The sequence below is a fragment of the Melissococcus plutonius ATCC 35311 genome (genome assembly GCF_000270185.1).
In the GTDB taxonomy this organism is placed as follows: Bacteria; Bacillota; Bacilli; order Lactobacillales; family Enterococcaceae; genus Melissococcus; species Melissococcus plutonius.
In genome coordinates this window covers 1,034,964-1,057,588 of the sequence record NC_015516.1, presented here as the reverse complement: position 1 = coordinate 1,057,588, position 22,625 = coordinate 1,034,964, and the positions used below count along the sequence as shown (strand labels likewise).

Annotated in this window: 16 protein-coding genes and 2 pseudogenes; 2 read left to right on the top strand and 16 right to left on the bottom strand. The window is 30.3% G+C overall.

Annotation, left to right across the window (positions count from 1 at the left end; genetic code table 11):
* Positions 1–171: 171 nt before the first annotated feature.
* Positions 172–735, bottom strand: a complete 564-nt coding sequence (lepB, locus tag MPTP_RS04460; protein ID WP_080580430.1) for a signal peptidase I — start codon at positions 733–735, stop codon at positions 172–174.
* Between the two features lie 553 nt (positions 736–1,288).
* Between lepB and MPTP_RS04455 the strand changes: the two genes are divergently transcribed.
* Complete coding sequence (locus MPTP_RS04455; protein WP_041363476.1) at positions 1,289–1,468, top strand: hypothetical protein; 180 nt, start codon at positions 1,289–1,291, stop codon at positions 1,466–1,468.
* Between the two features lie 378 nt (positions 1,469–1,846).
* Here MPTP_RS04455 and MPTP_RS04450 read toward each other — a convergent pair whose 3' ends face one another.
* Together MPTP_RS04450 and MPTP_RS04445 are read right to left on the bottom strand one after the other, a co-directional pair.
* On the bottom strand, positions 1,847–2,482 hold the full coding sequence (locus tag MPTP_RS04450; protein WP_013773894.1) for a hypothetical protein: 636 nt from the start codon (positions 2,480–2,482) through the stop codon (positions 1,847–1,849).
* A 250-nt stretch (positions 2,483–2,732) separates the two neighbouring features.
* On the bottom strand, positions 2,733–4,082 hold the full coding sequence (locus tag MPTP_RS04445; protein WP_013773893.1) for a glucose-6-phosphate isomerase: 1,350 nt from the start codon (positions 4,080–4,082) through the stop codon (positions 2,733–2,735).
* Between the two features lie 298 nt (positions 4,083–4,380).
* Here MPTP_RS04445 and MPTP_RS04440 point away from each other — a divergent pair, with 298 nt between their 5' ends.
* A complete protein-coding gene (locus MPTP_RS04440; protein ID WP_013773892.1) occupies positions 4,381–5,979 on the top strand; it encodes a bifunctional aspartate transaminase/aspartate 4-decarboxylase in 1,599 nt (532 codons plus the stop codon).
* Between the two features lie 373 nt (positions 5,980–6,352).
* Here the strand turns inward: MPTP_RS04440 and MPTP_RS04435 are convergent, their stop codons facing one another.
* The 13 genes and pseudogenes from MPTP_RS04435 to thiE form a co-directional block, all read right to left on the bottom strand.
* Entirely contained in the window at positions 6,353–7,606 is a 1,254-nt protein-coding gene (locus MPTP_RS04435) for an ABC transporter permease (RefSeq protein WP_013773891.1), read from the bottom strand.
* The gene (locus MPTP_RS04430; protein WP_013773890.1) at positions 7,599–8,498 is read right to left on the bottom strand and encodes an ABC transporter ATP-binding protein; all 900 of its coding nucleotides are present in this window, start codon (positions 8,496–8,498) and stop codon (positions 7,599–7,601) included. Before MPTP_RS04430 ends, MPTP_RS04435 begins: the two co-directional genes overlap by 8 nt.
* A 286-nt stretch (positions 8,499–8,784) precedes the next feature.
* Positions 8,785–9,570: pseudogene (locus MPTP_RS04425) on the bottom strand (carbohydrate ABC transporter permease); the annotation flags it as partial.
* Positions 9,571–9,668: 98 nt separating this feature from the next.
* The gene (locus MPTP_RS04420; protein WP_013773888.1) at positions 9,669–10,541 is read right to left on the bottom strand and encodes a carbohydrate ABC transporter permease; all 873 of its coding nucleotides are present in this window, start codon (positions 10,539–10,541) and stop codon (positions 9,669–9,671) included.
* A 163-nt stretch (positions 10,542–10,704) separates the two neighbouring features.
* Positions 10,705–11,979 carry an ABC transporter substrate-binding protein gene (locus tag MPTP_RS04415; protein WP_013773887.1) on the bottom strand — a complete coding sequence of 425 codons (1,275 nt, stop codon included), beginning with the start codon at positions 11,977–11,979 and terminating at the stop codon, positions 10,705–10,707.
* A 361-nt stretch (positions 11,980–12,340) separates the two neighbouring features.
* Entirely contained in the window at positions 12,341–14,128 is a 1,788-nt protein-coding gene (gene uvrC / locus MPTP_RS04410; RefSeq protein ID WP_013773886.1) for an excinuclease ABC subunit UvrC, read from the bottom strand.
* A 194-nt stretch (positions 14,129–14,322) separates the two neighbouring features.
* Positions 14,323–14,643, bottom strand: coding sequence for a thioredoxin (gene trxA, locus MPTP_RS04405; protein WP_013773885.1), 321 nt, complete (start codon positions 14,641–14,643; stop codon positions 14,323–14,325).
* Between the two features lie 135 nt (positions 14,644–14,778).
* Positions 14,779–17,148: an endonuclease MutS2 gene (locus tag MPTP_RS04400; RefSeq protein ID WP_013773884.1), complete on the bottom strand. Its 2,370-nt coding sequence runs from the start codon at positions 17,146–17,148 to the stop codon at positions 14,779–14,781.
* A gap of 139 nt (positions 17,149–17,287) precedes the next feature.
* Positions 17,288–17,821 carry a CvpA family protein gene (locus MPTP_RS04395; RefSeq protein WP_013773883.1) on the bottom strand — a complete coding sequence of 178 codons (534 nt, stop codon included), beginning with the start codon at positions 17,819–17,821 and terminating at the stop codon, positions 17,288–17,290.
* Between the two features lie 31 nt (positions 17,822–17,852).
* Positions 17,853–18,299 carry a cell division protein ZapA gene (locus MPTP_RS04390; RefSeq protein WP_013773882.1) on the bottom strand — a complete coding sequence of 149 codons (447 nt, stop codon included), beginning with the start codon at positions 18,297–18,299 and terminating at the stop codon, positions 17,853–17,855.
* 392 nt (positions 18,300–18,691) lie between these two features.
* Positions 18,692–20,761: pseudogene (locus tag MPTP_RS04385) on the bottom strand (heavy metal translocating P-type ATPase).
* A gap of 147 nt (positions 20,762–20,908) precedes the next feature.
* Positions 20,909–21,298, bottom strand: coding sequence for a DUF1827 family protein (locus tag MPTP_RS04380; RefSeq protein ID WP_013773879.1), 390 nt, complete (start codon positions 21,296–21,298; stop codon positions 20,909–20,911).
* A gap of 675 nt (positions 21,299–21,973) precedes the next feature.
* Positions 21,974–22,624 (bottom strand): thiamine phosphate synthase, encoded by a 651-nt coding sequence (gene thiE / locus MPTP_RS04375; protein ID WP_013773878.1) that lies wholly within the window; start codon positions 22,622–22,624, stop codon positions 21,974–21,976.
* Position 22,625: the final 1 nt, after the last annotated feature.

The window sequence follows — 22,625 nt, the reverse complement described above, 5'->3', positions numbered from 1 at the left end:
TTTAAAAGATTCAAAAATAATTAAATAAATTAGCTTGCAAAATAGCAAGACCTGAAAGTCAAATTTATAAATTATCTATAGAAATAAAAAGCAAACTACTTAATCGAGATATAAAAAAATAAAAAAAGCAATCAGCCTATTTTAAAAGCTGATTGCTCCTTTATATTTCTATTAAGGTCGAACGCCATCTTTAGGAATTAAACCAAAACGACTAAATGGCCAGAATACAAATTTTACATCACCAGAAATGGTATCTTTCTTTATAAATCCAATAATCCGGCTATCTTTTGAATTTCTTCGATTGTCTCCCATTACGAAATAACTATTTGCAGGCACTTTAGATGCTCCTATATCATTAAGCGTAAAATCAGAAGTTAAAGGTTGGCCATCAGTTAATTCACCCTTAAATTTATCTAAATACAGCTCATTAACTTCTTTTCCATTAATGTACAAATTATCATTTTTAAAGGCAACTGTTTCACCAGGTAATCCAATAACTCGTTTAATATAACTTCTATCTTTCTCATCAGGTGCTGGGAATGTAACAATATCAAAACGATGAATTGTCGTATTTTTTAAAGCAATGATCCGTTCGCCATCTTCCAAAGTCGGATCCATAGAATGTCCTCTAACTACGACAGGAGTAAATACAAATTGACGCAATAAAAATAAAACAAGTACTAACCCAATAAAAAAGATAATTGTTTTTGTAAATTCTTTCATTCTCAATTTCATTCCCCCAATGCTTGCTGTTTATAGTTTACCATAAAATTCTTAGTTTCAATAATGATTATACCTAATTTTCAAACAATACAGACAAATTATTATATTCTAATATATCATTGTAAGAAAAAATTAAATTTTATAGCTTCCTCAATTATTATTAAAAAACATCAAACAGTTTATTTTATTAATAGATAATACTATCTCCAATAAACTTGTTAATTATGCTATTTCTGTTGATAATTAAAAACATAATAGTTAACATAAAAAACATTTTATCAATAATTGATTAAAAATACAAATACTATATAACTAATTTGATTATTTTATCTTTATTCTATTCTCTTACTTTTTACATTTCTAAATTTATCATTTTATATAAAATGATTTTAATAGTAAAACTATTAATTTTAATTAAAAATTTTTATTTATTTCTAGAGTTAAGCTATCTTTTAATAAAGTCTCCATGCTATAAATAAAAATTCATGATATGATTGAAAAAAGCCGATGCCTCTTTAACTATTTGGTATACTAAAAAACAACAATTAAAAATGGGGAATTTTATATGTTTATATCATTTAATACATTTATCTTTTTAATTATTCTTACTGTTATTATGATTAGTTTAATTATATATCTGACATTAACTGCTGATAAGTCTAAACCAGTAAAAAAACAGAAAAAATCTAATTCAATCGCTAAATCTACTGAAATTACCCGTTTATCGAAGCATAAAAGTAAATAATCTGCCTTATTGTTTGTTCTCTTGGTTTACGATTTAATAATAAAACCTATATTGAAAATGCCAATGAGGAATCTGTAATTATTCTATTATTTTGTATATGTATGTATTACAAATCTTTTCTCTTAATAAGGTGAAAAAATCTATAAAAATATTTATGTAAAATTTTTTTGACTATTTAATTAACTGATACTTCAGGTTTATGATTTATGAATTGATTATTGAAAAGTATCTTTTTGAGTAACAATATTTTTAAACTATCTAGCAATTAAGTAATTTTATAAAGAATAAGCATCAAACAGATTGATTTTTCTTTCTGTTCAATTCTTATTCTTGATAATACATGCTTCTATAACTTTAATTTACATTATTTATTGATTTTTAGTAAACTTCTTCGATATAACCTTGCATTAATTGTAAGGAAAATAACTTTTTACCTTCCCTACTACCTAAAGTAATAGAGAATTTATCATCTTTTTTAAAGCTTGCCGTACCTTGTAAGGGAATTAAATTTTGTAAAATTATTTTTTTATCAGCAGGTGCACCCAAACCACCAATCATTCTACCAGAAGTTGTTGCTGTTTCCTTACCTGTATCTAAGTTAAAATAAGCATAGTCTGTGTATTGATTATCTGAGTCTCCTCCTTGAACCTTACAATTAAAATTAAAATGTAACTTGCAGTCTCTAGTAATAGTTCCTTCATATCTACCTGCATTAAACGTGAAAGGTATATCATTTTCCTGATTCGTTTGTGAATAGCCTATTATAGGTCCAAATACGACTCTTGCCAGATGTAGTTTATCGGTTAGTCTTTGTCCTTCATCAAATAATGCTTTAAAATTTGTTAGAACAGGCTTGCCTTTTTCTTGCAGACCATCTATAAAATTCTTAACACCTGAAATTGTTTCATCACCCTTAGCTCTTACCAACTCTCCATCAATTCCATCTATTCCCTTGACGTGTGTTTTTACATATTGAAGCTTTCCGTTTTCTTTTAGTTGAACAATTTCTGCCATTTGAATCTCTCCCTCTAAAATTTTAGTAAACTTCACAATGAAAATAAATGATCAGACTACAAGTTCATTGCTTATTTATTATATCTTAAAGATTCTGATAAAAATTCCAATATTTTTCCAGATTTTTACCATTGAATTCATTTAGAAAAATAAAAAACATTCTATTTTTTAAATAGAATGTTTTTATAAAGTTATTTTTTTATAAAATAGTTCTGTCTCTTTGCATAAAAATACAGTTAAAATTTCTTAATTATAGACGTTCATTTAATTCTTTAGCCAAAGCTTCATAGCCCGGTTTTCCAAGAAGTGCAAACATATTTTTTTTATAGGCTTCAACACCAGGTTGATCAAATGGGTTAATTCCATTCAAATATCCAGAAATACCAACAGCAATTTCAAAGAAGTACATTACATAACCTAGGGAATAAGCATCCATTGTAGGAATTTTAACAATCATGTTTGGCACGCCACCATCTGTATGTGCAAGTAAAGTTCCTTCAAAAGCTTTTGTATTCACGTAATCAATTTCTTTTCCTTGCAAATAGCCAAGACCATCTAAATCATCGGATTGTTCCGGAATATTCATTGCATGTCGAGGTTTTTCAACTTTTATCACCGTTTCAAAAAGGATACGCATGCCATTTTGAACGTATTGTCCCATGGAGTGTAGGTCTGTTGAGAAATCTGCGGCAGCTGGAAAAATACCTTTATTATCTTTGCCTTCAGATTCCCCATAAAGTTGTTTCCACCATTCAGAGAAATAATGCATACTAGGTTCATAATTAATTAACATTTCTGTTGTTTTCCCTTTTCGGTAAAGAATATTTCTCAATGCAGCATATTGGTATGCTTGATTTTTTTTCAAATCACTGGTTTCAGCATATTCTTTACGTGCATCATTTGCACCACTCATTAGTGCATCAATATCTGCACCGCTAACAGCGATAGGCAATAAGCCAACTGGTGTTAATACAGTAAAACGACCACCTACATCATCTGGGATAATGAAAGTTTCCCAACCTTCAGCAATTGCTTCAACCTTGACAGCACCTTTTGCACGATCTGTCGTTGCGTAGATACGTTCATTCGCTTCATTCTTTCCATATTTTTTGATTAATAATTCCTTAAATACCCGGAAAGCAATGGCAGGTTCTGTGGTTGTTCCTGATTTTGAAATTACATTGACAGAAAAGTCACGATCTCCGATCACATGAATTAAATCAGCTAAATAAGTAGAACTGATACTATTTCCTGCAAAGAGGATTTGTGGTGCTTTTCGTTCTTCTTTTGATAATAAATTATTAAATGAATGATTTAAAAATTCAATTGCTGCTCTTGCACCTAAATAAGAACCACCAATTCCAATGACAACTAAAACTTCAGAATCTGATTGAATTTTTTTTGCTGCCTTTTTAATACGAGCAAATTCTTCTTTATCATAGTTTTCAGGTAAATCAATCCAACCAGTAAAGTCATTACCTGCGCCAGTTTTCTCTCTTAATGCTTTATCTACTGCTGTAACTTGTTCTTGCATATAGTCTAATTCATGTTCAGCAATAAATGGTGCCAAATTAGAATAATCAAATTGAATAGGTGACATGTTATTTCCTCCCTGAAATAATTTTCCAATACATTAATACTTTACGTTTTTTTATACTTTTTTTCAAGTAAATTATTTATGTAAAAAGAATGAGAAATATTCATGGTTAATTATTTTTCGCTTGTTTTTTATCTAAATTAATTCAACTAAATCATTTATTTTAAAAATTTATATATATTTAAATCCTTATATTTGACCGAAAAAATTGAAGATGTTAGCTTTGAAATAATGAAGGAAATAATCCAATGGTTATTGATAGATGAAAGTTAAGTATTGATTAATTTAGGAGGGAATGCTTATGTTAAATAGGAAAGACGAACAGCACTTAGAACAGTTAGGTGCTTTTGAAATTAGTACCCAAATGTTATCTCTTGCTCAAAAAAATGAAAAAAGTAATATTTTTTTAAACGCAGGCCGTGGCAATCCAAATTGGATCAACACTAAAGGTCGTTTGGCGTTTGCACGTCTGATCGAATTTGGTGTAATCGAATCAAAACGAACGATGAATGATACAGACCTTGCTGGGTACACCGAATTATCAGGAATTCGTGAGCGTTTAGAAACCTTCCTAGATCCTCAAGGAAATGAAATAGACCAATTTATCTTAGATATTCTTGACTATGCACAGAATAATTTAGGAATTAATAAAGATGAACTAGTCAAAGAAATGGTGGATGGTGTCATCGGAAATACTTATCCAGTGCCTAGTCGTATTTTAAAGCACACAGAAAAAATTTTAAATGCCTATTTAGAATCTTTTCTTTATCGTGGTGAAAAGCTAGCAGATCAAACACAGCTATTTGCAACTGAAGGTGCTACGGCTGCTATTGTTTATATCTTTCATTCATTAAAAGAAAATAAGCTGATAAAAAAGGGAGATAAAATTGCAATTAATACACCCATTTTTACACCTTACTTACAAATTCCAGAATTAAATGATTATGAGTTAGTTGAAGTTGACTTGCGTTCTACAGAAGAAAATAATTGGGAAGTTTTACCATCAGAAATCGATAAATTACATGATACCCAATTGAAAGCTTTTTTGATTGTTAATCCATCTAATCCGGGTTCTGTCGCTTTTGACGACAACGCATTAACAGAAATTCAAAAAACGATTAAGAAAAATCCTCACTTACTAATTATTACGGATGATGTCTATGGTACTTTTGTCAATAATTTTAAATCAGTTTATAGTTTTGTTCCTTATAATACATTGCTCGTTTATTCTTTCTCCAAATTATTTGGTGCAACGGGCTGGCGTCTAGGATTGATTGGATTAAATCAAAAAAATGTCTTTGATGATTTAATCAGTCAATTAAATGCAGCTGATAAACAAGCATTAACCAAGCGTTACTCTTCAAATGTATTGGAACCAGCAAAAATGAAATTTATTGATCGAATTGATGCAGATAGTCGTTCTGTTGGTTTATATCATACTTCTGGTCTTTCTACGCCTCAGCAAATTATGGAAGCTTTATTTGCTCTAACCCATTTAAATGTCCAGGCTAAAAAGGACACTTATCTTGAAGCCGCTAGACGAATTGTTAATCAGCGTTATGAAGATTTGCATCATAAATTAAAAATTAGTACAAATGAAAATTCTGATAATGCAAAATATTATTCATTAATTGACCTTTATGCATTGGCTGCTACTTTGTATGGAGAAGATTTTAAAGATTATCTTCAGAAAAATTTTGAACAAGTCGATTTTTTAGTAAAACTTGCTGCGAAAAATGGTGTTGTTCTTATAGACGGTGTAGGATTTGGAGCCACCCCGGGTGAATTACGTGTTTCACAGGCAAACTTACCCAATGAAGACTACAATATTATTGCTGGTCAAATTTTAGAATTATTAGAAGAATATCATGAACAATTTTTAAAGCATACAAATCAATGACCGCTAATTTTTATGAATTGGTGTATAAATTTAATTGCTACTCTTTCATTGAAAAAGAAACAATCATTGTTCTGTAATTTTAAATTCTTCTAACTAGGAAGAATAATTAAAAAATAAGACCTGAAAATAATTCCAGGTCTTATTTTTTCAGCTCTATTATTTATTTTTCATGCTATCTACTTAATGAGAGCTAGTAAAGCTGTCTATTTTCCAACGTCAAATACCTTGTTTATTATTTCTTATCTAGCGTTGAAATCCATCGAATATCCCCAGTTTTTATGATTTTGTCCTCTATAGAACTATTAAAGATAAAACTGATAGCAACTGAAAAATTGAAAAAATTTTTCTTTCCAATTTATAAACTTAATCGTTCTTATTTTTCATGACTTAAAATAAAAATAGACTGTTTTAATGATCTCCAAATCCCTCCTTCGTTATAAACTAAAACATTGGTTTTGTAAAGTTGGGCAGAAAATAGAGTTAAAAATATGGTAAATAGAAACAAAATGGCACATGAAACTCCTGCCTCTATGCCTGTTGCTGTTTCTGTTGCCAAACGAACAGGCATTGTGAAAGAAGAAAAAAATGGGAGATATGAAGTTACTCGGACAATCATATTTTGTGGATTTGTCATTCCCAAGATAATTCCAGTAAAATAACCAATCATTCCTAAATAGGCCACTGGTTGTACTGCTTTTGCTGTATCTTCAGGTCGTGAAACCAATGAGCCACAAAGAGCAGCTAAAACAGCATAACTAAGTGTCCCAATCAATGTAAAAAATAAAGTATAAATCACTAAAGGACCAATAAAAGTATTGATTGATAATCCACTAATAAATTCTTTGATTAAGATGATATTTTTAATTTTTTGATAACTTAAAGTAAAACAAAGAATATAAATAAAAAATTGTGTTAAGACCATTAAAATAATTCCCGTTAATTTTCCATAAAAATGTGTTTGAGCTCGTGTACTAGATAAAATAATTTCCATGATTCTTGTCCCTTTTTCAGAAGCAATTTCTTGGGCAATAATAGTGGAATAAGTAATAATAATAACAATTAAAAAGATACTAATTAAATAAACCAACCCAGTTTGCACAGCTGTATTATCACGATTCATCTGTATTTTTCCATCTTTATCAAAACTAACTCTAATCTTAGAGAAATTTGCCTTTTGGTTTAAACTAGCTATCTGCCCATTTGATAAACCAAGTTTATTCGCATTCAAATGAAATTGGATTTGATTCAAATATTGATTGATTTTTGCTTCTTTCATACTACCTAAGGATTGAGTAGCATATAATTTACCCACAACTTTCTCTTTATGCATTTCTATTGTTAGGTAGGCATCAATTTCTTTTTCTTTTAATTTTTTTTCAGCAATAGATTCTTTTGAAATTCTTTTAAAAACATAATTTTTATTAGTTATCTTTGGTAAATATTGAGTAATAGATGACTGAGTTGAAATAATTCCAATCTCATTTTTTTCAGAGAAATGATTAGAAAATGACTGAATGCCATATACAATACCTATTAAAATAAAAGGAATTAAAATCGTAATAATAAAAGAAATAGACTTCGTATTTTTCTTATAAACGTCCCAAGTAATCAACCAATATTTAGACATTTTTTTCACCTACTTTACGTTTGAAAATTTCTTCTAAAGTTGGTGGTTGTTGACTAAACATTGGAATATAACCAAATTGTGTCGCCCTGGTAAAAATTTCTTCTCCGGCTTTTGGATGATGCAATGTGACTTCTATCCGGCCATTTTCTTGCTGAATGGCTCCTTTGACACCATCAATTTCTAAAATTTCCGGTAAAGTTAGGGGAGATTCCAAAAAAACTTTAGTGCGTCCAAAGCTCTCTCGGATTTCATGAATTTTACCATTTAATACGGTTCTTCCATTTTCTAACATGACCAAATGATCACAAAGCTTTTCAACATTGTCCATATTGTGGCTAGAGAAAATAACACAAGTACCTTTTTGCTTGAGTTCGATAATTCCCTGGATTAAAATTTCTGCATTTATAGGATCTAGTCCGCTAAATGGTTCATCTAAAATGACTAATTTAGGTTCATGAATCAAAGTAGCGATTAATTGAACTTTTTGTTGGTTTCCTTTTGAAAGCGATTTAACTTTATCTGTCTTATTGCCTTTTACTTGGAATTTTTCCATCCACACATCAATTTTTAGTTCAATTTCTTTCTTGGTTTTCCCATGTAGTGCAGCAAAATAAAGCAACTGATTTTTTACTGTTACTTTTGGATATAAGCCCCTTTCTTCCGGCAAATAACCAATTAAATTATAATCCCTTTCATCAAGTGGTTGATGATTCCATAGAATTGTTCCTTGATTAGGGACCAAAAAATTTAAAATTAAACGAAAAGTAGTCGTTTTTCCAGCTCCATTTTGACCAATTAAACCTAAAATTTCTCCATCATTAACCTCAAATGAAAGATCGTCTAATGCCATGAAATTTCCAAATGTTTTCATCAAATTATTTACTTGTAACAAGTTTTTTTCCTCCATTATTGACTAATTGTCAATCCATTCATAAATAAATTGAATTTAAAAATGCTACTTACTTTTTAAATTCAATTTATCAGATAAGGAATCAATTTTATGAATTAAGATTTTTTACTAATAGTTTTACTAAATATATGATCAGTTTTTCATTATTAATATTACTACTGAATTAAATAAAAAACATAGGAAGTATTTCCCTTATTTTTAATTTTCTTATAAAATTTCATAATCGCCATATTTTCTTATTTTTGTTAATTATTTATATTATATTCACCTATTTCACTGAACCAATCATACCTTGCACAAATTGCCTTTGCAAAACGAAGAAAATAATCGCTGTTGGTAACGTAGCTAAAACCAACCCAACCATAATCATACCATAATCAGGTGTATAAGAGGCTCCCATGGCAGACAGGACCAAAGGAACTGTTCGTTTATCTGGTGTCTGTAAGGCAACAAGTGGCCATAAATAATTGTTCCAACTTGTCATAAAAGTGATAATTGCTGCCGCTGCATACGTATTTTTAGCAGTTGGCATATACACCCGAAAAAAAATACTTAATTCTTTTAATCCATCTAAACGGGCAGCTTCGATTAAATCTTTTGGAAAGGATTTAATATTCTGTCGGAAAAAGAAAATGAGAAAAGCCGTACTAATTGCGGGTAAAATAACAACAAAAAGACTATTTATTCCCAAAATTGTTCCATTTAATTTGGAAAACATTCGATATAAAGGAATCATTAAGGCTGCAAAAGGCACCATCATCGATAAAAGTAGAAGATCAAACAATCGATCTTTTCTTTTACTTCGATAAATTTCAAAGCCGTAACCTGCCATTGATGAAATAAGTAAAGCAAGAATCGTAGTAATGATTGCAATCACCGCTGAATTCCAAACCGACTGAACAAAATTTAATTCATTTGAAAATAGATGCTGAAAATTAATCATTAGATTATTTCCAATCTTAATTTTCCCACTTGTAATGTCAACGGGTGTGTTTGTCATTCCTAAAATCATCCATACAAAAGGGAAAATAGAAAGAAAAGCGATAAAACTAAGAAAGAGATACTTACCACCCATCGATAATTTTTCCCGAATAGCCGTTGACCGAGTGGTCGTTATTTTTGAATCTCGACTTTGGTTTATCATATTTTTTTTCATTCCGTCTCTCTCCCTACTATTAATTGGATGGTTGATAAAATGACAATAAATAGCACAATAACAAAGGATACAGCCGCTGCGTAACCAAAATTTGGTGTGAATTTATAACTTAAATTATAAATATATTGAGATAAAGTGTTCGTTGCATTTGCCGGTCCACCTCCAGTAATATTTTGGACTTCATCGAACAGCTGTAAAGTTCCAATGGTTGAAGTAATCGAGGTAAACAAAATAATTGGTTTTAAATTGGGAATCGTTACCCGTGTAAACTGTTGCCATTTGGTTGCGCCATCTATATCTGCTGCTTCATAGATTTCTTCATCAATATTTTGCATGCCCGATAGGAAAAAAATCATATTATATCCCGTCCAACGCCAAGTAATAGAAATAATGATTAATACTTTTGCCCATATAGGATTTGTCAACCAGCTAATCGGCATATCAATAATACCAATACCAAGCAAACAATTATTTACTAATCCAGATTGTGCGAATAAACTTTTCATAATTAAAGAATAACTTACCATAGAAGTAATACATGGTAAGAAAATAGCAGTTCGAAATAACCCCTTATACTTTAATTTTTTATCATTTAAAAAATTTGAAATAAATAAAGCTAAAAATAACATAACAGGCACCTGTACAATTAAATAAAGAAACGTATTAAAAAAAGCTTTTTTAAAGGTGGTATCGACCAATAGACGTCGGTAGTTTCCAAGTCCGTTAAATGTCATCTTAACGGGCGGCCCGCTTTGGAATGATGTAATTAGCGCTAAAATCATTGGAATAAAGACCATTATTGAAATTAGAATTACTGGAAGAATTAAAAATGCTGTCCCATTTTTGAATAAGTCTCTTTGTTTCTTCATTTTTCCTCTCCTCTAGTTAAAACTATTGTGATTTTTGTTTCAAAAACACACAATTTTTTAGCTATTTTTCTTAATTTTGTTTATTAATAGGTAGATGGATGGTTTATTTTTTGTAACAAGTTAACTAAAACAAGTAAAAATTGAAATGAATTATAGTTCTTAACTAATTGGCCAATTGTGATTCTATTTGTGTTTGTGTATCTGCTAAAACTTTGTCTGTATTTTCTCCATCAACGATTCGGCGTAATGCTTCTCCAACAACAGATTCAATTGCATAGGTTTGTTCACCATAATTCACTTCTGGAATTTTAGCTGTCCATTTGGAAAAATCTTCAAATACTTTTTGATTACTATAAAATTTTGAAGGTTCTTTATAAATAGCTTGATCGCTTGTTCCAAGCATTGTAGGAACCAATCCAATTTTTTTAGTCAACGTTTCCATTAATTTTTTATTGGTTGCAAAGGTCTTTTTCAAAAAATCTTTTGCATTTTTTTCGCCAGGAATATTTTTCATGACATACCAGCCACCACTTCCTAGATTGGAAGCCTGTGCTTTTTGCATTTTTTTTGGTAAGGCAGGAATAGGTGCGATTTTCCATTTACCAGATTGTTTTTTTGCACCCTGAATTGTTGAACCTGTTGGACTGGAGGCAACTTTGCCAGATTGTACGGCTGAGACACCGGCATTCCAATCTGAAGTTTGTTCAACCAGATCTTCTTTCAATAAGGTAGCAAACAACTCAAGTCCATACTTAAGAGATTTATTATTTTTTATTGTGGCAGTTTTTCCATCCTTTGCGGTGTACCATTCTCCTGCTTCTTGCATAATGATTCGAATTCTACCTAGATCGGAAGGATTTACTTCTGTGATCTTTTTTCCTGTTTTCTTTTTTATATCACGTGCAACTTGTAAATAATCATCCCAAGTCAAATGATTCATATCTTCTTCATTGTACCCAGCTTTTTTTAATAAATCAGTTCGATAAAAATTTGTTGTTACACCAGAATCGAAAGGAACGCCATAAATCTTATTTCCTACTTTGTTTACAGCAAACTTGTATGCAGCAAAGTCTTTTTCCTTCACTATATCTGTTAAATCTGCAAAGGCATCTGGATAGAAATTTAAATAACCTTGAATTCGATAGTCTTCAATTAACACAATATTAGGCAAACCTTCATTATTGCCACTTGCCAAAGTTGTATTTAATTTCTGAACAATATCATCTTGTGACATAGTGACGATATCGATAGTGACATCTTTATTTTTATACATTTTTTTTGCTTGATTCATTGCTTCAACATTAAACGTTTCATCCCATGCCCAAACGGTAACTTTATTTTCCTCTTCTTTTGAAACTTTTGAATTGGAATTGCCACAACCAACTAAGAGAAGAAATCCTGCTGTTAAGGAAAAAATAACAAAACAAATTCTTTTCATTTTTACATCACACCTACCTATTTTTATTCAACTCACTATATATTCATCATAACAAACAATATAAAGAAATAACAAAATATACAACTATCATTACTATTTATTTCACTAATGTTAAAATCCTAATTTGTCATTTTAATTTTTACAAAACTAGGTATGATAATTAAATTATTTTTTTGAATTATAAATAGAAATTTTTTACTTTTTAAAAAAATATTCAACATCTTAAATATAAAAAATACGCTGAAATTTATGTTGATTAAATTTCAGCGCATTTTTTATATTTTATCTAGATCGATAATCGTTAATTAAAAATAAATTAGACGTCAGTGATTAGAACAATCAAACATTAACATAATAACATTTATTTATTTTTTTCTTGTTCATGAAAATAAGTATAAACATTTTTCGCTACATTTTTCGGCAATCCTGCTCGCTGCAATTCTTCCTCTGTAGCTGCCATCATATTTTTCAACGATTTAAATTGGCATAAAAGTAAATTTTTACGCTTAGGTCCTAAGCCTTCAATTCGATCTAATTTTGATGCAAAACTATTTTTACTTCGTAATTGACGGTGAAACGTAATGGCAAAACGATGGACTTCATCCTGAATTCGTTGTAAAAGGAAAAATTCCTGAGAATTCCTAGCTAAAGGAATTGGTTCTAATTTCGAACCAAACAATAATTCACTTGTTTTATGCTTATCATTCTTGACCAATCCTGCTATAGGAATATCAATGCCTAGTTGATTATCTAATACACTTTTCGCGGCATCAATTTGGCCTTTCCCCCCATCCATAATAATTAAATCAGGAAACGGTAAATTTTCTTTTAACACGCGGGAATATCGTCGATAGATGACCTCACGCATTGATGCATAATCATCTGCTCCCTTAACTGTTTTAATTTTATATTTTCGATATTCGTCTTTTTTAGGTTTACCATCAACAAAGACAACCATCGCTGATACCGGATCACTTCCCATAATATTTGAATTATCGAAAGATTCAATCCGCCGAGGCAGAGAAATATGCATAGCTTCTGCTAGTTTTTCAATTGCCCCAGTTGTTCGTTCTTGTTTATGCATCACTAAATTAAATTTTTCTTTTAAGGCAACAACAGCATTCTTAGTTGCTAATTTAACCAATTTTTTCTTTTCTCCACGTTGAGGTTGAATAATTTTTGTAGACAGCATTACTTCCATGCTTTTTTTATCAATAGCATCAGGAATCAAAATTTCTTTCGGAATAAAGTGCTCATCTTTTTGATAAAATTGACCAACAAATGTTAAAAAATCATCTTCTTTATCATTATAAAATGGAAATAGCGAAACGTCTCTTTCAATGAGTTTTCCTTGACGAACAAAAAATACCTGAACACACATCCAACCCTTATCAACCGCATAACCAAAGACATCTCGATCGATTAGATCCGTATTTGTAATTTTTTGACGTGTCATCACGGTTTCGATCGCTTTAATTTGGTCTCGATATTCTGCTGCTCTTTCAAATTCCATTGCTTCTGCTGCTGTTTTCATGTTTGTTTCTAATTGTTGTTGTATTTTCGTATAACCACCATTTAAAAATTGTTTGATTTCACCAACCATATCTGTATAAACTTTCGGATCTACATGGAAAACACTTGGACAGAGACATTGCCCTAAGTGGTAGTATAAACAAGGTTGTTTTTGATGTAAGCTACATTTTCTTAATGGATATAATCGGTCAAGTAATTTCTTTGTTTCATTGGCCGCTCCTACATCTGGATAAGGACCGAAGTAAAGCCCTTGATCCTTTGCTACTTTTCGTGTAATTAATAATCTAGGATATTTTTCATGGGTAATTTTGATAAAAGGATAGCTTTTATCATCTTTTAACATGATGTTATATTTCGGATCATTTTTATGAATTAGATTTATCTCTAAAAGTAATGCCTCAATATTTGATTCAGTAACAATATATTCAAAATCATCAATTTCACTGACTAATCGTTCAGTTTTCGTATCATGACTACCTCTAAAATAAGAACGAACACGATTTTTCAAAATTTTAGCTTTTCCTACATAAATCACTTCACCTGTTTTATCTTTCATCAAATAGCAACCGGGTTGATCTGGAAGCAAAGCTAATTTGTTTTTAATTCGTTCGTTCATGATATCCTTCTCCTCTTTTTTAAATACACTTTTATTATAACATTTTTGTCAAATGTTATTATTTTTATCTTTTAGTTTAAAAAATTAAAAATCAAGAAAGCCACAGGATATATTCTGCTCTTTCTTGATTTTTATGTCCAATTAAGTTAATCAGAATTTGCTGAAAAAATCCAATGCTCAGCTTTCCTTAACCTCTATAGATATTGATCAATAACTGCTTTTAATTGTTCCTTTGTATGAACACCAATTAATTTTTCTACTATTTCACCATCTTTTTTTAATAGAAGGGTAGGAATACTTAGTACACCTAAAGTTGCTGGTATTTCAGTGTTTTCATCTACATCCATCTTCATTACTTTTAATTCACTCTCATCATATTCAGCTGCTAGTTGATCTAGGATTGGGCCCTGCATCCGGCAAGGACCACACCAAGTTGCCCAAAAATCAATTAAAACCAATCCACTGTTTGTTGCTGTTTCAAATTCTCGATCTGTCACTGCCATTGTTTCTGCCATGATTATTTCCTCCTACTCAGCCCTATTTAAAATGATTATATCATTTCATATGATCGATTCTCTAATTTTATGCTTTTAATTTCAACGATTATCAAAACAATAAACATACAATTAGAAATACAATATAATAAATGATTATTTGAATTTAACAATTGTTGCTCCATTGCCACCTTGGTTTGCAGGCGCAAAAGCAAAACTAGCAACACTACGATGATTTTTTAAATCATTTGTAATTCCCTCTCTTAAAGCACCTGTTCCCTTACCATGTACAATAGTCACTTGTGAATAACCAGCTAAAATTGCTGAATCTAGATACTGGTCTACCTCTACCATAGCTTCTTCATAACGTTTGCCTCTTACGTCTAATTGACTAGGTACATGGCTCTCTTTAGACGAACGAAGTGTTGGCATTGGTCGTTGTTCTTGTTCATTCACCGCGGTAACTATAGTTAGGTCTTCCTCAGCAACTGGCATTTTTAAAATACCTAATTGAACTTGCCAATGTTCTTTATCTAATTTCTTCAAAAGCGTTCCATGTTGTCCATAGGTTTCAACAATAACTTCATCACCAGCATTTAGTTGTTTTTTTGCTTTTGCTTTTTTTAAAACTTTATTTTTTTCAAGGTGTTCTTCTGTCTGCTGCAAGTTTGATAGCTTTATCTTAGCATCAATTAATTGATGCTCTTTAATTGTTGTTTGCTGATTTGTATTAAGTTGCATTTTTCGTATTTCTTTAATAATCGCATCTGCTTCTTCTTGCGCTTTTTTTACTATTGAATTTGCTTGTTTATTGGCTTTTTCCATTTCATTTTCTCGTTCTTGGTGTAAATAACGGTAAACTTCCTTTAATTCAGTTTGTAATTGCTCTGCCTCATTTAAAAAATAGCGTGCTTCCTTATATTCCGTCTCAGCCATTTTTCTACGATTTTCCAAATCGGCAATCATTTCATTTAGTTCCTGGCTATCTCCATTCATAATTTGTCTAGCTTCATCGATAATCTTGGTGTTTAATCCTAAGCGCTTTGATATATCAAAAGCATTACTTCTCCCAGGCACACCTATTAACAAACGATAAGTTGGACTTAAAGTATCAATGTTAAATTCCATGCTCGCATTAATCGTACCTGAACGATTGTAACCGTATATTTTAAGTTCTGGATAATGTGTTGTAGCTATTGTATATGCCTGTTTGGTATTTAACGCATCCAAAATTGAGATGGCTAGCGCTGCTCCCTCTTGTGGATCAGTCCCCGCTCCCAATTCATCAAGTAAAACTAAACTATTTTTATCCACTTTTTCTATAATTGAAACAATATTTGTCATATGAGAAGAAAAGGTACTTAAATTTTGTTCAATGGATTGTTCATCACCAATATCTGCAAAGATTTCCTTAAAGATACCTATTTGGCTGTTATCATTTACCGGTATAGGTAATCCTGATTGTCCCATTAATTGTAGTAGGCCAATTGTTTTAAGTGTAATCGTTTTCCCACCTGTATTAGGGCCGGTAATTACTATTGTTTGGTAATCTTCACCGATTGTAATATCATTAGATACGGCTTTGTCATGATCCAAAAGTGGATGACGTGCTTGTTTTAAAAATATATGATTTTTTTCATTAATCTTAGGAACAATTGCTTTTAAATTTTTCCCAAAATCTGCCTTAGCATTAATAAAATCAAGGGTTCCAATAATTTCAGCGTTTCGTAAGATTTCTTTATAATAAGGAGCCAATTCAGCAGAAAGTTCTGCTAAAATACGATTGATTTCTGTTCTTTCCGCAATTTGCAATTGCCTTAAATGATTATTTAATTCTACGATTTGTTTTGGTTCAATGAATAATGTCTGACCAGATGCACTCTGATCATGAACGACACCACCAAAAGTATTTTTATGCTCCTGTTTTACTGGAATGACATAACGTTCATTTCGCATTGTAATAATTGAATCACTTAAGTAACGTGCATTTTTTCCACGAATTAATTCTTCCAGCTTTTCTCGAACCGCTCGTTCATTTTTATGAATCATTTGACGGATATTTTTTAATTCTGGTGAAGCTTCATCGGTTACTGCACCATCTTCAGTAATTGCCACTTTAATTTGTCTTGTTAGTGAAGATAAGATAACCAATTGATCAATCCAAGTGTATAAGTTGTAAAACTCAATCTCATTTTCTCTTAACTCATCAAAAAAATGATAAACTTCTGATGTCGTCGTTAAAATACGACCGATCTGGCTTAACTCTAAACCATTTAGATTAGCACCAATTTGCAGTCTTTTCATATGAGAGTGGATATCTACCAACTTAGGAATCGGAATACCATTACATAGTTGTTGGATCTTTAATCCGTCTTTTGTCTCGTTTAACCAAAGCTGGATTTGTTCTTTATTACTACTTGGCAATAATTTTTCTACCTTGTTCATTCCTTGTTCTGTAATTACATAGGTTGATAATTGTTGTTTAATTGCTTCAAATTCTAATATAGATAAAATACGAGTATTCATTCATTCACCTACTTTCAAAAGCTTATCTTACTAATAAATTAACTTTTTTAATTGACAAAGGTTATAAGAAGTCATTACTAAAAAGATACGTAAAAATTAAAGATTTTATCAATAGCAAAATCAATTTATTCTCCTATGCTCACATCCATAAATGAAAGATCTGTTTAGAAAAGATAGGTGTCTGTTCTACCATTATACGAGCAAGTCCACTATTTTCAAACAGATGCTGAATAAAATTAATGGGAAGAAATGATAAAGTTGTTAAAACAAGGCATAAAATCAGATAAACAACAACACAATTTACCAATCCACCTAATAAACCATTCAAACCATGTAAAACAGGCAAAGAAGTAAAAGCATGAAGGAAGACTGCCAAAAATCTTAGAACCAATCGACCAAGAAAAAATAAAATTAAAAATGCGACAGCTGCATAAAATGCTTTATCTAATCCAAAAGACATTTTTTGATTATAAAAAACCAGTTGCGTATTTGGTGTAATTGATGGATAAGGAATATAAAGTTCTAGTTTATTTGCAAGTTCTTTATAATACGTTCTAGCTATCAAAAATGAAACCAAGTAACCAACGGTATATAGAATTTGCAAAAGCAGGCCACGCTTACGTCCAGTATAAAAGCTTACAATCAATATTAATAGAATAAAAAGTGTGAACATGCTTTATTAATCCTTTCTTTGATTCTTCTATTTAGGATTCAGTTATGGTTTTATTTTGTATTTGTTTTTTACGATTTTCATTAAGAATTTGTTGTGCTTCTACATAATTATGTATTTCAATGTCTTCTTGTCCATTTTTCTTAAGCATCTCTCTTGCCTCATCTTCAATGGCTTCCATGCGTTTAATTCGATTTTCCATTTCAGCAAATTTAATTGTTCGTTGCTTCAATTCAACGATCTGTTGTTCTAATTCTATAATTTTTTCTTGTTTTTTTAATTGATCAGAAACAGCATTAATTGCTAATAAGATCGATGCTTGTTCATCATTTATTTGTGAAGACATATGCTTGATTTCAATTAATTGTTCATTGACTAACTTTATTACACAATCCATGTGTTGCTTCGTTTCTTTTCCAATAATTGTGTATGTATTATCAGCAATCAAAGCTTTGTATCTGTTCTTCTCCTTTGTTGCCATACCAAATACCTCCTACTTTTTAACTATTTAATCAAAAATATCTTGATATGAAACAAGTCATATCAAAACTGCAGATAAGATTCTTCTTCATTATATGCTACCTAGTAAAAAATTGAAAGCTTCCTTTTCTTTTTGGCTGCATTTATTCAAAGTAATAAAAACAAAACATTAACTTCATAGTACTAAAAAATAGATGAATAAGAGTTAAAGATTATAAATAGAAGATTAATTTAGTCATTGAAACTATCTATTAGAACATTAAATCAATTAAAAGACAAAGAATTTTATTCTTTGTCTTTTAATCGATTTAAATTCATCTAACTTGTGTTATAAAATCACCCATTTAAGGGTTATTTATCTTCATTTCTTACTAGTTTATTTATTTGTAAGCATCACATTGCATTCAATACAGCTAAAATCGTTACCCCAACATCAGCAAAAATTGCAGTACTCATTGAAGTTAAACCAATAGTGCTTAATAGAAGCACTAAGAGCTTAATACCAATAGCAAACGCAATATTTTGTTTTGCTATTTTTAAAGTTCTACGAGCTAGCTGAATCGCAGGAATTATTTTACCCGGTTCATCATTCATAATAACCATATCAGCAGCTTCTATTGCTGCATCACTGCCTAATCCACCCATCGCAATGCCTATATCGGCACGTGCTAAAACAGGTGCATCATTCATACCATCGCCAACAAAAGCCACCTTTTTTTCTGCTGGTTTCTTTTTCATGAATTGTTCTATGCAATCAACTTTATCTTTAGGAAGCAATTCTGCATATACTTTATCAAGTTGTAACGTTTGAGCAGTTTTCTGTGCAATTTTTTGATTATCTCCAGTTAACATCATTATATTTTGAATACCTAAAGTGCGAAGTGATTGGATCGTTTCTTTTACATTTTTTTTCAATCGATCTGAAATAACAAAATAACCAGCATACTGCCCATCAATTGCCATAAATAGTACGGTTCTTAATTCACTAATAGTTGGTAAGGCAATTTTTTGTTGTTTCATAAGTTGTTCATTCCCAATATAAATCAGTTTTCCTTCTATTTTTGCTTTAATGCCATATCCTGATAATTCTTCTATTTCGCTTGCAGTTGGTACTTTATTAGGGTAACTTTTCTTAAGAGATAAAGCAATAGGATGAATGGAATTTTGTTCTGCAATCACTGCCAATCTTAATAATTCCTCTTTTGGTAAACAAGTACTTTCAATTTTTTGAACTTCAAAGACTCCCTCTGTTAGCGTCCCTGTTTTATCGAATACAATTGTATCTGTCTTTGCCAATATTTCTAAATAATTACTTCCCTTGATTAGAATACCAAGTTTACTAGCGCCGCCAATTCCACCAAAAAAACTCAACGGAACTGAAATAACCAATGCGCATGGACATGAAATAACTAGAAATGTTAAAGCTCTAGAAAGCCATACATAAAAATTGGCATTTGTTAATAAAATAGGTGGAACGACTGCAAGTAATACTGCAGAAAAAACGACAATCGGCGTATAATAATGAGCAAATTTAGTAATAAAATTTTCTGTATTAGCCTTTTTATCACTAGCTTCTTCCATTAATTCTAACAATTTACTAGCAGTTGAATCGTTGAATCCTTTTGTTACTTCGATGGTTAGGGCACTATTTTTATTAATAAAACCACTTAAAATTTCTGCACCTGGTTTCAGCGTCCTAGGAACAGATTCACCTGTCAATGCAGAAGTATCCACTAATCCTTCACCTGAAATAACTTTTCCATCTAATGGTACCTTTTCTCCTGGTTTAACAAGGATTTTATCCTTTATTTTAATCGTTTCTGGTGAAACCACTCGAATATCATTTTTTGCTATCAAATTTGCTTTATCTGGTCTTAAATTCATTAATGATTCAATTGATTCTTTTGAATGATTAACAGCTAGTTGTTGAACCCATTCGCCTATCTGATAAAAAAGCATTACGGCAATGGCTTCCGGGTATTCCTTAATAAAAAAAGCGCCAAACGTTGCCACAAGCATTAAAAAATTTTCATCAAAAATTTCACCATGAAAACAATTGATAACTGCTTTTTTTATTACATTACTACCAATGAATAAATAGAGAGTGAAATAACATAAAAAATTAATTTCTTTATTTAGAACAAAAGGAGAATAAGATAAGATAATGAAAAAAAATTGCTGTAAGTATAATACGAATGAATGGACTAAAAGTATGGTTTTTCTTAGTTGTATCTTCTATTTACTAAAAGGAATCAATTTTACAGTTGGCTCTATTCGTTGAATTACTTTTTTTGTATCTGCTTCTATTTGTGATGCCTGCATATTTTCAGTCTCTATAGTAAGTTTCGTGGACAGAAAATCGACTGAAGCATGATTGATTCCTTGTACTTTTTGAATAGCATTTTCAATTTTCATTGCACAATTTGCACAATCTAAACCTTCTAATCTATATATTTTTCGCATCGTTAGATTAGCCTCCAATTTTTATATGAACATCTGATCATTTATTCATATGTTATTATACATGAAAATATATTCATATGTCAATAAAGAAGTTTCTTCCTATATACCTATAAAATATCTATAAATTTATTTTTATTTTCAATACTACTAAATGACAAATGGTAACATGATGCTTTCCTTGTCTCTACCTACCCATATTTTTTTTAATAAAATAACGTCTTTAAGCGGTTCTGTAAAATTAGCTCCCCTTTCAATTAATTCTTTCTTAAAATCTCGATTGATCTCTACATTGCTTTTTTCTGTTTTAATGAGTTGTTGAATAATTAAATCAATTTCTGCTTCTGTAATTTTTTTCTTGTTGTTAATCATAATAACAACAACCTTGTCATGGATATCTGCTAAAATAATTTGCGTACGATCCAAGGTATATAGTTTATAATACTTGATTGACTTTTGATTAAAAATAAATTTCGAAAGATTTGGAAACAATCTTTCCATATTAATATTTGTTGTGGTTGGTGATTTGACTAATTTCATTTTATTTTCCTCCCTCTATTATAAAAACTAGTAATTAGCTATGTAAAAAATTTGAAGCTCAGTAGAATGAACTCTGTTAAATCTTCTTATTATATTCATTTTTCTATGAATATTTTTGTTCATTAACTAAATAGAGATTAATTTATTGATTTATTTAAACCTTCTATTTTTAAGTCTGTTTAAATAGGTAAGAATTGAGGATTGTTAGTGTTTTATACGCAGTAAAGCAATCATCAATTTTTTTAGAAAGAAAGCCTTCTCATTTTAATATAATTACATTCACTTATTTTCTTACATAAAATGCAGATAATCAAAGAATAACCCATTTCCATAACACCCTTAATCAATATCATGTCTCACTCCTTGTTATTTATTATAAATTTTCTAATTTTATTTGTCAATTAGGTAAATGAAATCATTTAGTTATTTTGATAATTTTACTTACTGTTTGTTTCATTTATCGTAAAAATTATAACTTTCATTTACTTTTTTATAAATTGAAAACGATTACATAACGTTTCTTACTACAAGTATAAATCAAAATTTAAAAATTAACAATTAAAGTGAAACAAATTATTTGTTATTTTTTAATAACTGTAATTTATTATAAAAATAGAGTAAAAAACTACCAGGCACCTATAAAGGTTGACTGGCAGTTTTACTATACCTCTATACTTAGTTAAACTTAAGTAGTTCAATTGTTTCTTCTAGATTTTCTGCTTGCGTGATTGCTGAAATAATCGCTAAACCGTCTGCATTGCTTTGCCATATATCTACAGCATTTTTAATAGAAATGCCACCAATAGCCACAGTTGGTTTTTTCGCAACTGCTACCATTGTTTTAAGTTGATCCAACCCTAATGGTTTATCGGCATCTAATTTAGACGATGTCGGAAAAATTGGTCCAATTCCATAATAGGAAATTTCTTTGAATGTATTTGCATATGTAATTTCAGTCACATTGTGGCAAGACAATCCGATAATTTTATTTGGATTTTTTTGAATAACTTTACTAATCGCTTCATCATTTTGCCCAACATGAATGCCGTCTGCATCAATTTCCAAAGCTAGTTCAATATCATCATTAATAATAAAGGGAACCTGATGTTTTCGACATAATCTTTGACAAGCACGTGCCATCCTTTTTCTTTCTAGGCTTTTTTTTAAACTATTGGCTCCTTTTTCTCGATACTGAAAACAAGTGATGCCAGCTGTTAAAGCTTTATCAAGAACATTTAATAATTGTAAAGAAGAACCATTGGTATCTTGAGTACCAGCAATAAAATAAATTTGTAAGGCTTTTTTTAATTGTTGACTAGTAAGCATC